Annotated in this window: 9 protein-coding genes; 4 read left to right on the top strand and 5 right to left on the bottom strand. The window is 71.1% G+C overall.

Translation table 11 applies throughout. The annotated features are described in order from the left end of the window. Positions 1-128: 128 nt before the first annotated feature. Positions 129-2,414 (bottom strand): xanthine dehydrogenase family protein molybdopterin-binding subunit, encoded by a 2,286-nt coding sequence (locus tag FDP22_RS09795; protein WP_205910767.1) that lies wholly within the window; start codon positions 2,412-2,414, stop codon positions 129-131. A 466-nt stretch (positions 2,415-2,880) separates the two neighbouring features. On the opposite strand from FDP22_RS09795, the gene FDP22_RS09800 reads away from it, so the two are divergent. Further along, the gene (locus tag FDP22_RS09800; RefSeq protein WP_138571908.1) at positions 2,881-4,452 is read left to right on the top strand and encodes a phosphate ABC transporter substrate-binding/OmpA family protein; all 1,572 of its coding nucleotides are present in this window, start codon (positions 2,881-2,883) and stop codon (positions 4,450-4,452) included. On the opposite strand, the gene radC is transcribed toward FDP22_RS09800, so the two are convergent. The 3 genes from radC to sfsA all read right to left on the bottom strand — a co-directional run bounded on the left by radC (position 4,443) and on the right by sfsA (position 7,348). Continuing rightward, positions 4,443-5,216 (bottom strand): RadC family protein, encoded by a 774-nt coding sequence (gene radC, locus FDP22_RS09805; protein ID WP_138571907.1) that lies wholly within the window; start codon positions 5,214-5,216, stop codon positions 4,443-4,445. The two genes, FDP22_RS09800 and radC, sit on opposite strands and share 10 nt — an antisense overlap. Positions 5,217-5,607: 391 nt before the next feature. Next, on the bottom strand, positions 5,608-6,432 hold the full coding sequence (map, locus tag FDP22_RS09810; RefSeq protein ID WP_138571906.1) for a type I methionyl aminopeptidase: 825 nt from the start codon (positions 6,430-6,432) through the stop codon (positions 5,608-5,610). A 184-nt stretch (positions 6,433-6,616) separates the two neighbouring features. After that, a complete protein-coding gene (gene sfsA / locus FDP22_RS09815) occupies positions 6,617-7,348 on the bottom strand; it encodes a DNA/RNA nuclease SfsA (protein WP_138571905.1) in 732 nt (243 codons plus the stop codon). A gap of 48 nt (positions 7,349-7,396) precedes the next feature. Here sfsA and FDP22_RS09820 point away from each other — a divergent pair, with 48 nt between their 5' ends. Next, positions 7,397-8,167, top strand: a complete 771-nt coding sequence (locus tag FDP22_RS09820; RefSeq protein ID WP_138571904.1) for a competence/damage-inducible protein A — start codon at positions 7,397-7,399, stop codon at positions 8,165-8,167. An 862-nt stretch (positions 8,168-9,029) separates the two neighbouring features. Then, the gene (locus FDP22_RS09825) at positions 9,030-9,524 is read left to right on the top strand and encodes a hypothetical protein (RefSeq protein WP_138571903.1); all 495 of its coding nucleotides are present in this window, start codon (positions 9,030-9,032) and stop codon (positions 9,522-9,524) included. A gap of 129 nt (positions 9,525-9,653) precedes the next feature. On the opposite strand, the gene FDP22_RS09830 is transcribed toward FDP22_RS09825, so the two are convergent. Beyond that, positions 9,654-9,860 (bottom strand): cold-shock protein, encoded by a 207-nt coding sequence (locus tag FDP22_RS09830; protein ID WP_138571902.1) that lies wholly within the window; start codon positions 9,858-9,860, stop codon positions 9,654-9,656. A 601-nt stretch (positions 9,861-10,461) separates the two neighbouring features. On the opposite strand from FDP22_RS09830, the gene FDP22_RS09835 reads away from it, so the two are divergent. Next, positions 10,462-13,404: a transporter substrate-binding domain-containing protein gene (locus tag FDP22_RS09835; protein WP_205910768.1), complete on the top strand. Its 2,943-nt coding sequence runs from the start codon at positions 10,462-10,464 to the stop codon at positions 13,402-13,404. The last annotated feature ends 209 nt before the right edge of the window (positions 13,405-13,613 follow it).

The raw sequence follows: 13,613 nt of genomic DNA on the forward strand, positions 1-13,613 counted from the left end.
CGAGGGGCGGCACCGGCCCGGGAAAGCGCGCGGTGGCGGACGGGGTGCGGCGCGCCTCACCCTTCCCGCGGCGCCTGTCTCCGCCAGAGCGCCCCCTCCCGGCTGCGCCGGTGAGAGGGCGCAGCCGGTCAGACCACGCCTTGCAGCGCCTTCCACACCGTGAGCGGGGTGTAGGGCGGCCGCAGGGCGGAGACGCCGGCGGAGGCGAGCGCGTTCTGCACCGCCAGTGCCAGCGCCGGCAGCGCGCCGACCGAACCGGCCTCGCCGCAGCCCTTCACGCCCAGCGGGTTCGTGGTGGAGCGGACCTCGTTGAAGCTGGTCTCGAACATCGGCAGGTCCGCGGCGCGCGGCATGGCGTAATCCATGAACGAGCCGGTGAGCGGCTGGCCGGTGTCCGGGTCCCAGACCGCCGCCTCGCCGAGCACCTGTCCCGCCCCCTGCGCGATGCCGCCATGCACCTGGCCGGAGGCCAGCAGCGGGTTCACGATCACCCCGAAATCATCGGTCACGACGTGGCGCAGGTAGGTGGTTTCGCCGGTTTCCGGGTCGATCTCCACTTCCGCCGCGTGGCAGCCGTTGGGGAAGGTGGAGGTGCTGTCGCCCACCCGGCCCTGGCCGAGGATCTCCGCCTCCGCCGCAAGTTCCAGCAGGGTGACGGTGCGGTCCGTGCCGGCGATGCGGAACACGCCGCCCTCCTCGGCGGAGAAGGCGATGTCGGCCGGGGCGGCCTCCAGCCGGTCTGCCGCGCGCTCCAGCCCCTTGGCGATCACGTCCTCGGCGGCGAGGAGGAACACCCGGCTCGCCATGATCAGCGAGCGCGAGCCGCCCGTGCCGCCGCCCAGCGGCAGCCGGGCGCTGTCACCCGCCGCGAGGCGGATGGAGCCGAAGGGCAGGCCCAGCTTCTCGTGCACGATCTGCGCCCAGGCGGTCTCGTGGCCCTGGCCGGTGCTCTGGGTGCCCACGGCGGTGTCCACGGAGCCGTCGGTGTTCACCAGGATGGTGGCGTTCTCGTTCGGCCCGCCGCCGGTGCGCTCGAAGTAGTAGCTCACCGAGAGGCCGCGCAGCTTGCCTCGCGCCGCGCTTTCGGCGCGGCGGGCCGGGAAACCGGCATAGTCGACGGCCGCCAGGGTGCGGTCCAGGTTCGCCTCCGGGTCGGCGCTGTCGAACAGGAAGCCGCCCTGGGTGAGATAGGGGATCTGCGCGGCGCGGATCAGGTTGCGGCGGCGCAGCTCGGCCCCGTCGATGCCGGTGACGGCGGCGGCGGCCTCCATCACCTGCTCGGTGACATGGATCACCTCCGGCCGTCCGGCGCCGCGATAGGCGTCGGTGGGCGTGGTGTTGGTGAGCACGCCGCGCACCCGGTGGTGGAACACCGGCACGTCGTACATGCCGCCCAGCAGCGGGGCGGAGAACAGCGTGTGCACGCCCGGCCCCGAGGAGGAATAATACGCGCCGAGGTTCGACACCGAGGAGACGCGAAGCGCCAGCACCCGGCCCTCCGCGTCAAAGGCGCCCTCGGCCTCGGAGGTGAGGTCGCGGCCCTGCGCGTCGGAGAGGAAGCTCTCCGAGCGGTCGCCCACCCATTTCACCGGCTGGCCGGTGTCCTTCGCGGCGCGGGCGGCGAGCGGGTATTCCGGGTGGTCCATCAGCTTCATGCCGAAGCCGCCGCCCACGTCCGGCGTGTGGCAGCGCACCTTCTCGGCCGGCACGCCCAGGCCGCGGGCCAGGTTGTCGCGGGCGGAATGGGCGCCCTGGTTGCCGGTCCAGGCCTCCCAGCTCTCCGTCTCGGGCAGGTAGCGCACCAGGATGCCGCGCGGCTCCATCGGGTTCACCACCACGCGCTGGTTGACCACCGTCATCCGGGCGATGTGGGCGGCCGCGGCGAAGGCGGCCTCGGTGCCCGCGGCGTCGCCGATGTCCCAGTCATAGGCGACATTGCCCGGAGCGGCCTCATGCAGCACCGGCGCGCCGGGCGAGAGCGCGGCCTCGGGCGTGACCACGACGTCGAGATCCTCGAACTCCATCTCCACCAGCTCGGCGGCATCGCGGGCGATGTCGCGCGTCTCGGCCACGATCCAGGCCACCGGCTGGCCGACGAAGCGCACCACCCCGTCCGCGAGCCGCGGCAGCAGCACCTCGGCGAAATCCCGCCCGTCGCTCTGCTTCAGCGGCATGCGGAAGGTGATGGGCCCGAGATCGGCGGTCTCGGCATGGGTGTAGACGGCCCGCACGCCGGGCAGGGCGCGGGCCTCGGTCACGTCCAGCGCGGTGAGCCGGGCATGGGCCACGGGGCTGCGCACCGCGTGGCCGATCAGGATGCCGGGCAGGGCGATGTCGTCGACATACGTGCCGGTGCCGGTAAGAAAACGCTGGTCCTCGACGCGGGACGCGGGTTGGCCGATGCCGAATTTCATGATGCTGCTCTCCCAGGGTCCGATCCGGCGCATAGTGCTGGGCAGCGCGGCGAGGTCAATAGCCGAAGCGCCGGCACGCGGGCCGAGCCGGGCAGGGCAAGGCCGAGTTGGGCAGAGTAAGGCCGAGACGGGCCGGGCAAGGCCGAGATGGCAGGGCAAGGCCGAGGCGGGCAGCGCAGGGCTGAGCTGGGCAGCGCATAGCCGAGCCAGACAAAGCCAGGCCGGGCCGGGCAGGGCCAAGGCGGGCCGGGCAGGGCCAAGCCGGGCCGGGCAGGGCCAAGCCGGGCAGGGCGCGGGGACGACCCCGGGTGACATTGCGCCCGCCCCGCCGATATGGTCTTCATGTCCCCGGAAGCGGCCCCCCGCGCGGGTGGGCCCGGGGCCGCCCGTGCGGGCCTGTCGGATGGCCGGGCGGGCGCTCCGGCGGCACCTCGGTGTGAACCGGAAGCAGGGTGGAGATGATCCTTTGAGTGCGAGACGCGGTTTCTTCCTGGCCACCTGTCTGGTCGCGGCCCTCGGGCAGGGCGCCGCGGCGCAGGACGACGCGACGGTGACCCTGCGGTCCACCGACGGCACGATGTCGGTGACCGGCAGGTTGCTGGCGGTGGAGGACGGCACCTTCCGGCTCGCCACCCCGGTCGGGGAAATCTCGCTCGACATCGACCGCGTGCGCTGCGAGGGCACGGCCTGCCCGCAGGAGGCCGGGGCGCAGGAGTCAGGGATGCAGGAGACGGGGCCGGAGGGCACGGTCCGGCTGGCCGTGGCCCCGGACCTGTCCGGCCGGCTGCTGCCCGGCCTGCTCGCCGGGTTCCGGTCCCGCGAGGGCGGGGGCGGGGCGGAGGAGACCGTCGCCTCCGAGACCCTGCCGACGGATGCCGGCCTGCAGGCGCTGCTGGACGGCACCGCCGACCTGGCGCTGACCGACCGCGCCCTGCGCCCGCGGGAGACGGAGGCGCTGCGTGCGGCCCGTCCCGCCTCCGGGCCGCGCGGTGCCGCGGAGCCCGGCCGGACGCTGGCGCTCGACGCGCTGGTGCCGGTGACCGCGCCGGGCAACCCGGTGGAGGCCATCTCGCTCACCGACCTGGCCCGGGCCTTCGCCGGCGAGATCACCGACTGGTCCGCGCTGGGGGGCAGGCCGGGGCGCATCGTGCCCTTCCTGCTCGCGCCGCAAGGCGGCTCGGGCGCCCGGGTGGAGGCGCTGCTGATGGCCCCGGCGGGCCGGGCACCGGGCGCGCAGGTGCGGATGTTCGACACGGCCGGGGCGCTGGCCGCCGCGGTGGCCCGCACGCCCGGGGCACTGGCGATGATCGGGCAATCCCATGCCGGCGGGCTGCGCCAGCCCGGCCTCGAGGATGCCTGCGGGCGGCTGGAGCCCCCGTCGCCCTTCACCGTGAAATCCGGCGATTATCCCTTCGTCGTGGCGCTGGAACTGGCCAGCGCGCGGCCCGGCGCACAGGCCCGCGGCCGCGCCCTCGCCAGCTTCCTGCTCTCGCCCGCGGCGGCGCCGGAGGTGGAGGCCGCCGGCTACGTGAGCCTGTCGCCGATGCGCATCGGGCTGGGCGAGCAGGGCGTGCGGCTGGCCAATACCCTGCTGGCCCCGGACGAGGACGGCCGGGTGGGCGAGATCCGCGCCCTGCTCACCGAGCTGCGCGACGCCGAGCGGCTGTCGACCACGCTGCGCATGGACCCCGCCACCGGCCGGCCCGACACGCGCAGCCGTGAGGAGATCGCCCGGCTGGCGCGGCTGCTCGCCTCCGGCGCCTTCGCCGGGCGCGAGGTGCTGTTCGCCGGGTTCACCGATTCCATCGGCCGGGCCGACCTCAACCGCGACCTCTCCCTGCGCGACGCAGAGGACATGCGGGCGCTGGTGCTCGGCGCGCTGCCGACCGGCCGGGCGGGCGATGTGCACATCGCCACCTTCGGCTATGGCGAGATCTCGCCGGTGGCCTGCAACGCCCATGCCGCCGGCCGGGCGGTGAACCGGCGCGTGGAGGTCTGGTTGCGCGCGGCGCGGGCCGGGGAGCCGGATCAGAGATAACCCTCGGCGCGGAAACTCACGTCGCTCTCCTTGCCGATCACCAGGTGGTCGTGCAGCACGAGGCCGAGCGCCTCCACCGCGTCGCGCACCTGCCCGGTCATGTCGATGTCCGCCTCCGATGGCGTGGGGTCGCCCGAGGGGTGGTTGTGGACGAGGACAAGCGCCGAGGCGTTCAGTTCCAGCGCCCTGCGGGCGACTTCGCGCGGGTAGACCGGCACGTGGTCCACCGTGCCCTGCGCCAGCGCCTCGTCGGCGATGAGCACGTTGCGCCGGTCCAGGTACAGGATGCGGAACTGCTCGGTGTCGCGGTGCGCCATCGCGGTCTTGCAATAGGCCAGCAGCGCGTCCCAGGAGGCGATGGCGTCGCGCCCCAGCACCTTCGCGCGGGCCAGCCGGTGGGCGGCGGCCTCGACGATCTTCAGCTCCTGGATCACGGCATCGCCCACGCCGCGCACCTCCGCCAGCCGGGCGGGCGCGGCGGAGATCACGCCGTTGAAATCGCCGAACCGGGCCAGCAGGTCCTTGGCCAGCGGCTTCACGTCCCGCCGCGGAATGGCGCGGAACAGCAGGAGTTCGAGCATCTCGTAATCGGCCAGCGCGCCGGGCCCCGCCTGCATGAACCGGGCCCGCAGACGGCTGCGATGGTCATGGTAATGTGGGTCCGCGGCCGGCTGCGGCGGCACGGGCTCCGCGCCGCACGCCAGCAGGTCGAAGCCCGGCAGGGGAGGCTCTCCGAGCCCGGTTCTGGTGGGTGATCTGGTCATGCGGCAGCTTTGTGCCGGCGTGGTAAATGGGAGGTTAAGCCCGGCGCGGCGACCTGCGCCTCACCCACGCCGCCGGGCCGCAGCGCGCGCCGGATCGGGGAACGGACCGCGCCTCACACCGGCCATGTCTGACCCGGGCGCCTCCCGCCCGTCAGATGGCATCGGCGGGCCGACCCCATGCAAACCGCGGAGCGACCCGGCGCGAACACATGCGTGCCGCGGGCAGGCGCAGCGGGAGTGTCGCAGGCGGGGCCCCGCCCGTTCTATGGGCCCCCGTCACCGCGCAGGCAGGCCGCGGAGCGGCCCGGTTGGCGGGCATGCGGGCCGGCAGGGGCCCCGGGAGTGTCGCACGCGGTCCGGCCGGCGGGCGCGAAGCGGCGCGCCTGCGGGCTCAGGCGGTCCAGGTGGGGTGGAACAGGCCGGCGGGCGAGAGGGTGAAGATCTCGCAGCCCGTCTCGGTCACGCCGATGGAATGCTCGAACTGCGCGGAGAGCGAGCGGTCCCGGGTCACGGCGGTCCAGCCGTCGCCGAGGATCTTGGTCTCCGGGCGGCCGAGATTGACCATCGGCTCGATGGTGAAGAACATGCCCGGCTCCAGCCGCGCCCCGGCGCCGCGGCGGCCGTAATGCAGCACGTTGGGGGCGGAGTGGAAGCTGCGCCCCAGGCCGTGGCCGCAGAAATCGCGCACCACCGAGCAGCGCTCGCCCTCGCAGAACTCCTGGATCGCCGCGCCGATGTCGCCGAACGTGTTGCCGGGCTTCACCTGGTCGATGCCGATCATCAGCGCGTCATGGGTGATCTGGATCAGCCGCTCGGCGCGGCGCGGCACCTTGCCGGCCACGAACATGCGGCTGGTGTCGCCGTACCAGCCGTCCACGATCACCGTCACGTCGATGTTCAGGATGTCGCCGTCGCGCAGCGCCTTCGCGCCGGGAATGCCGTGGCACACCACGTGGTTGATCGAGATGCAGGTGGCGTGCTGGTAGCCCTTGTAGCCGATGGTGGCCGAGATCACCCCGGCCTCCTCGATGAACAGGCGGCAGCGCTCGTCCAGCTCTGCGGTGGTAACGCCGGGCTGCACGAAGGGGGCGATCATGTCGAGCACCTCGGCGGCCACGCGGCCGGCCTTGTGCATGCCGGCGAAATCCTGCGGATCGTGCAGGTTGATGCCGTCACGGGAAAGGCGCGCGGTGCCGCGGGGCTTGCTGTCGTCCATCTTCGTCTCCATTCCTCCAGCAGGCGCGCGGGCCCGGTGGCCACGCGCACTCGCGCCTCGCGCTCCGGTCGCTCCGCAGGAGCGGGCCGGAGACTGCGTGCCGCCGCTCCCCCTCGCGGCAGGTCGGACCTGCCGACGGGCCCCGCGGTGTCGCGGGGGCGCGGCACGGTTCCAGTCTGTTCACTTACTCCTCCTCACCTGCCAAGTGAAGAGGGGGGACAACCCCAACCGGCGCGCCGAGGCTGATTCCCCCCGGCGCTATCCGCGCCGCATGGGCCATCACCTCCACGCCGGCGGCACGCGCGGCGGTCATCGCCGCGTGATAGGCGGGGTCGATGTCGGCGGCGGTGGCGACGCGGGTGCAATCCGTCCGCTGCACGAGATAGAGCAGAACCGCCCGGTCTCCCGCCGCCACACGGGCCGCGAGCTCGGCCAGGTGCCGCGCGCCCCGGGCGCTCACCGTGTCGGGAAACTCGGCCAGGCCGGCGGTGCGGCACAGGGTGACGCTCTTCACCTCGAGCCAGAGCGGCGGCAGGCCCGGCCCCTCGAGGCGGAAGTCGGCCCGGCTGGCCGCGCCGTAACGCACCTCGGCGCGCATGTCGGGCCAGGGGGCGAGCGCGGGGAGAGCGCCTCCCGCCAGCGCCTCGGCCACCACCCGGTTGGCCAGCCCTGTGTCCACGGCGGCGAAATGGGGGCCGGGCAGCTCCGCCAGCCGCCAGGACCAGTCCAGCTTGCGCTTTCCCGGCGGCGCGGGTTCCAGCCAGACCGGCGTTCCCGGCACCGCGAGCCCGGTCATCGCCCCGGGGTTGGCGCAATGCGCCGTCACCTCCCGGCCGTCGGGCAGGGTGACGTCGGCCAGGAAGCGCTTGTATCGACGCAGGAGCGTGGCGCGCACGAGGGGCTGGGCAAAGTGCATCTCCCCCGGGTAGACCAGAGGCCGCAGCTTGACAAGGAGAGCCGAGGAATGCCCAACCCCACCGCAGCCATGCTCGTGATCGGAGACGAGATCCTCTCCGGGCGCACCCGGGATTCCAACATGAACCACCTCGCCAGGCGCCTCACCGAGGCGGGGATCGACCTGCGCGAGGCCCGCATGGTGGCGGATGACGCGGGCGAGATCGTCGCGGCGCTGAACGCGCTGCGCGCCCGCTACACCTATGTCTTCACCTCCGGCGGCATCGGCCCCACCCATGACGACATCACGGCCGATTGCGTGGCGCAGGCCTTCGGCGTGGGGATCGACGTGCGCGAGGACGCCCGCGCCATCCTCGCCACCAATTACCGCAACCCGGAGACCGAACTGAACGCCGCCCGCCTGCGCATGGCCCGCATTCCGGACGGAGCGGACCTGATCGACAACCCGGTCTCCAAAGCCCCGGGGTTCCGCATCGGCAACGTGCATGTGATGGCCGGCGTGCCGGCGGTGTTCGAGGCGATGGTGGAGGGCGTGCTGCCCACGCTCACCGGCGGCGCGCCGCTGCGCTCGCACTCCCTGCGGGTGTTCCTGCCCGAGGGGACCGTGGCCGCGCCGCTGGGCGAGATCGCGGCGGCCAACCCGGATGTCGCCATCGGCTCCTATCCGTTCCAGCGCGAGGGCCGCTTCGGCTGCACGCTGGTGGCCCGGGCGCAGGACACCGACCGCCTCGGCGCGGTGGCCGCGGAGATCCGCGCCATGGCCGAAGCGCTGGGCGCCACCGACATCCTGGAAACCCCGCCGGACGCCGCTCTCGCCTGAGGGCCGCTTTTGCGCTCGAAAACTCCCGGGCGCCGTGGCAAGAGGGGCCTGTCGCGGACGTGGCGGAATCGGTAGACGCAACGGACTTGAGATACGCTTGAGTGCCCCGGGGGAAACCCCGGGTGCAGAACCGCTCAAATTCGGGGAAGGCTTCCGGTCCGGCCGATGCTGATCCCGAGCCAAGCCCGCACTTGCGGGAAGGTGTAGAGACTAGACGGGCGGCGCCTGTAGCCGGAAGGCCATGGCGAAGGGATAGTCCAGACTTGCAAACGTCCGGGAGGGCCCGGACGGCGGCGAAAGCCGTGGCGGTACGAAAATCCGTATCCTTCGGGAGTGAGGGTTCGAGTCCCTCCGTCCGCACCAGACCAACCCGGTAATCCCGCTGCGCACAGGGCCGCGATGCCGGGCGGGCATCTCACTTCATTCGGCGCGGCACTGCAAATGGCGGTGTTTCGCGTGCGAAGCGCGACCGTGCGATCCGGTTCATCAGAATTCCCGGGGCTGACCGGGTTCGCGAAGGAGACTTCCGCGGGCATTGGAGGGTACGATGGTCGAGCTTGGCGATTCGAGCACGCAATTATGAGTCGTATTTTCAATCATTTAATCCGCCTTGATCGTCTGGGGCTGGGGGGAAATTCTGGGGAAGCCAAAGCTCATGAGAGAAGTTTTTCGGGGAGGCGATTACCGCGTTGTCATCGCGCCGCCTACAACGCGGCCGAAACAGCATCTGGTCGCATTCATGGCGTGGAACAAGCAGACCGGGCTGGATCGTCTCCCCGGCTCAGCAAGATTCACCGGATCCCTCGGGTACGGCTTCGTGGGAATCGTACCCCGAGCCAACTGCTGGTACCAAGGCGACGAAATGCAGGACGTGATCGACTGCGTCCGGAGCCTCGTTCCGGACGGAGATGAGAAAATTGCGTACAGTTCCTCGATGGGTGCCTATGCGAGCTTCAATTACGCGGAGGCATTGGGGATTTCGAGGGGCCTGCTGGTGTCACCGCAGTTCAGTGTGGACCCCAAAGTGGTTCCGTTCGAGAGTCGCTGGTCGCGGGATGTTGCCCGGATCGACTTCAGGCGGGACCATCTCAGGACCATGACTTCGGACGTGCCCTTTTCGATTCTGCTCGACGAGGGGGGCAGGGCCGATGCGAAGCACGCGCGGCTGATCCGGCGCAGAGTCCGCGAAACCAGGGCTTACAGCATTGCCGGAGCCGGGCATAATCCGCTGAGGTTCCTCGCAGAACGTGGCCTTCTGAAGCCGCTTGTCGCGGAATACCTGGAGACGGGGCGGGTGATGCGGCACGAGGCGCTGCCGCTCTCGGAGATCGCCGGGCCCGCCGCGCTGCCGGTCTGAAATACCCGGGGCTCCGGGCTGGCCGGGGGCGGTCCGGAGCGTCGACCGCGCGCGGGCCAATAAAAAAGGGCGCCGAAGCGCCCTCTCTCGAACCATGTCGCGCTGCTGCGAAGCAGCGCCTCGGCAATCTCAGGCAAGAGCCAGATTGGCCGCGGACTCGCGGCCGTCACGGCCTGCTTCGATGTCGAAGGTCACGTCCTGGCCATCGGCCAGCGTGGTGAGGCCTGCGCGCTCGATTGCGGAGATGTGCACGAACACGTCGCGCTTGCCACCTTCCGGCTCAATGAAGCCGAAACCCTTGGTGGCATTGAACCATTTGACTTTGCCATTCGCCATGGAATGTTCCTTCGTATCTAGTGTCGCCCGCAACATGCGGCGACCCGGCAGCTCAACGTCGAATGCTGGCCGGTAACGAACAGGATCACGAAATTCAGAATGCACAGTCTGTTTGCGCCTCCTGGCCGCAGATAGCAAGCTCTTTCCTTGGCGCGGACGGGTTTGACACCGGCCAGGGGCGCGCGGCGACGGTGCGAAGGCTTGGTCCGGGCCGCCTGAAACGGGCCGGGCGGGGCGCCGGGCGGAGCCTGTTCCCGGGGGTGTGTCGCGCAGGGCGGACGGGCCGTCGCGGCGCGTGTGCACAGGGCGCGAGGCGGCTTGCGGGGCGGGGCGGAGAGGCCCGGTCCCGGCCGCGCGCGCCTGATGCACGGCGGTACCAGTGGGGAAAAAGGCGCGGCCCTGCACCCGTCTGTTAATAAATCTTCTCTGCAACCGTGATGCGAGCAGCTAAGGATGAATTTCGGGACACTGCTCCGATTGTGGCCTTCGCCGGCGGACGGGCAGTCACCGAGGGGGTTGATCGTTTGGTATGTATATTCTTGTGTTCTTGAAGTGGTTTGCATGGTGTTTTCACAGTGAATGCATGCGGCGGAACGGCCGATTGCGCTGCGCCTTCCTGATTCCCTGCGTGCTGCTCTGCGGGCTTCTGGCGGGCGCGGTGCGGGCGGGCCCGCTGGAGTTCAGCGACGAGGAACGCGCCTGGGTCCGGGCGAATCCGCGCATCTCCCTTGGCGTGGTGTCCGACAACGAGCCCTATTCCTTCTTCCGCAACGGCCAGATCATGGGCTGGACCATCGATGTCCTGCACCGGCTGGAGGCGGAGACCGGCCTCACCTTCACCCTGCGGATGGGGGCGTGGCCCGAGGTGTACGGCCAGTTCCGCGAGGGCGCGCTGGACGCGATCGCGGACATCTCGCTCACCGAGGAACGCGAGGCCTTCATCAATTTCACCGAGGCCTACCACCTGCGCCGCACCGTGCTGTTCCACAACGTGGACCACCCGTTGCAGGATCCGGAGAACGTGACGGCCCTGAGGGCGCAGCGAATCGGGGTGATCAAGGACATCTACTACGCCGGCGCGCTGCGGGCCGCGGGCATCGAGCCGGTGGAATACGACAGCTACCGCGACCTGATGGCCGCGGTGGCCTTCGGCTGGATCGATGCCGCCGCCGCCGCCGAGATGACCGGGAACTTCTTCGCCCGCGAGAACGGGTTCTCCAACGTGGCCCTGGCCGGGGCGCTGCCGCTCTCGAACGTGAGCCTGGAGGATTTCCGCCTCGGCGTGCTGAAGGCGGCGGAGGACCGGAGCCGCGAGATGCTCTCGGCCATCCTCGACAAGGCGGTGGCGCGCCTGCCGGCGGAGGACCTCGCGGCCATCACCGAGCGCTGGCTCACCTACCGCACGGGCCGCACCAGCCCGGCAGGGCCCCTGCGCCTGCTGCCCGAGGAACAGGCCTTCGTGGAGAACGCGCCGCCGCTGAAGATCGGCTTCATCTCCGATTACGAGCCGTTCAGCTTCCTGTCGCAGGGGCGGGGGCAGGGGCTTGCGGTGGATCTCGCGCATGACATCTCGGCACAGACGGGGCTGGTCTTCGACCCGGTCTACGACAACTGGTCGAACCTGCTCACCGCCTTCCAGCAGGGCGACATCGACATCATCGCCAACATCTCGCGCACCGAGGCGCGCTCCGCCTACACGCTGTTCTCGCAGGAGTATCACCGCATCCCGAACGCGGTCTTCGTGCGCTCCGGCTTCGGGCCCTACGAGGGGATCGGCTCGCTCGCGGGCAAGACGGTCGGCATCGGGCGGGACATCTACTACGCCCGCGAACTGGAAGCGCGCATGGACCACGTGCGCAGCTTTCCCGCGCAGGACGAGATCCTGAAGGCGCTGTCGCGCGGGGAGATCGACGCGGCGATCCTGGCGCTGAGCAACGGCAATGCGATAGTGCGCCGCCTGGGCCTGATCAACATCGAGATCGGCGGCGAATTCCTGATGGACGGGGTGGAACGCGAGGACCTGCGCTTCGGCGTGCTGCCGAAATACCCCTATCTCAAGAGCATCATCGACCGGGCGATGAGCGCCATGCCGCTGTCGCGCTGGGGGGAGCTGGAAACCCGCTGGCTGGGCCCCACGCTGGCCGAGTTCGGCGGCAGGCGCGCGGCGCTCACCACCGAGGAACGCGCCTATCTGGACGGCAAGGGCGTGATCAAGGTGTGCGTGGACCCGCTCACCCCGCCCTACACGGAGGTGGACGAGGACGGCGGCTTCACCGGTGTGGCCGCCGAGGTGATGGCGCGGCTGGCGGAGCGCGGCGGGCTCTCCTGGCAGGTGGTGCCGGTGCCGCTGCGCGACGACGCGCTGGCCGGGGCGCAGCAGCACGCCTGCGACGTGTTGCCCTTCGCGCTGCGCAGCCCGTCGCTGGAGGGCGAGTGGACCTTCACGCCGCCCTACCTGCTGCTGCCCATGGCGGTGGCGAACCGGCTGCCGCAGCCCTTCATGGAGAGCATGCGCGAGCTTGCCGGGCAGCGCGTGGGCGTGGTGCCCGGCCGCAGCCCGCTGGACCTGCTGCGCCGGCGCTACCCGGAGGTGACGCTCGTCGAGGTGGAGAGCGAGGAGGAGGGCCTGCGCCAGGTGCGCAAGGGCGGGCTGGACGCCACGCTCGGCACGCTGGCCAGCATGAGCTACCTCATCACCACCGGGGGCGACGACGACCTGAAGATCTCCGGCCGCATCGCCGAGGACTGGCAGGCCGCCGTCGCCACCCGCGCGGACGAGCCGCTGCTGGGCCAGATCTTCGACAAGCTGGTGGCCGGGCTGGGCGAGCAGGACGTGCAGAACATCCTGAACCACGAGATGCTGGTGCGCTTCGAGAAGCGGGCCGATTACGCGCTGCTGTTCCGCATTGCCGCGGTCGCGGTGGTGCTCTTGCTGGTGTTCCTCTACTGGAACCGCAAGCTGCATGCGCTCAACGTCGCGCTGAACGCCGCGAACGCCAGGCTGCGCGAGGTGAGCGTGACCGACGGCCTTACCGGCCTCTACAACCGCATGCAGTTCGACATCCGGGGCGCGGAGGAATTCGGACTGTGCCAGCGCAACGGCTGGCTGTTCTCCATCGCCATGATCGACGTGGACCATTTCAAGGGCGTGAACGACGAGATGGGCCATGTCTACGGCGACGCCTGTCTGCGGCATGTAGCGGGGCTGCTGCGGCGCTACTTCCAGCGCGACGGCGATCTGGTGGCGCGCTATGGCGGGGAGGAATTCGCGGTGTTCACCATGGGCGGCGCGGAGGCGGAGTTCGCCGGGCATCTCGAGATGATGCGCCGGGGGGTGGCGGAGACGCCGTTCGAGAACGCCGCGGGCACCCGCTGGCTCACGGTCAGCATCGGCTGCCATTCCGCGGTGCCGGAGCGCGGGCAGACCCTCGCCGATTTCGTGAAACGCGCCGATGCGCGGCTCTACGAGGCCAAGCATGACGGGCGCAACCGCCTGGTGGCGGGCTCCGCGCGCGTGGAACCCGCCGGCTCCCCGGTGTCCTGAGCCCCTAGCCCCGGCCCGCCCGGAGGGATGCGCCGGCCGGAGCCAGAGGCACGTTGCGCAAGCTCCGGGCGCGGCTCCCCGGCCCGGCGGTCACCACCTTCCGCACCCGTGCCGTCCGGAGACGGACGCGGACACCCCGGCAGCCACCCCAGGCCCCTGGCGCCCGCGCGCGCCTCACGCCTGCTCGCCTCGCGACACCGGACGGCGTC

Source organism: Paroceanicella profunda (assembly GCF_005887635.2).
Classification (GTDB): domain Bacteria; phylum Pseudomonadota; class Alphaproteobacteria; order Rhodobacterales; family Rhodobacteraceae; genus Paroceanicella; species Paroceanicella profunda.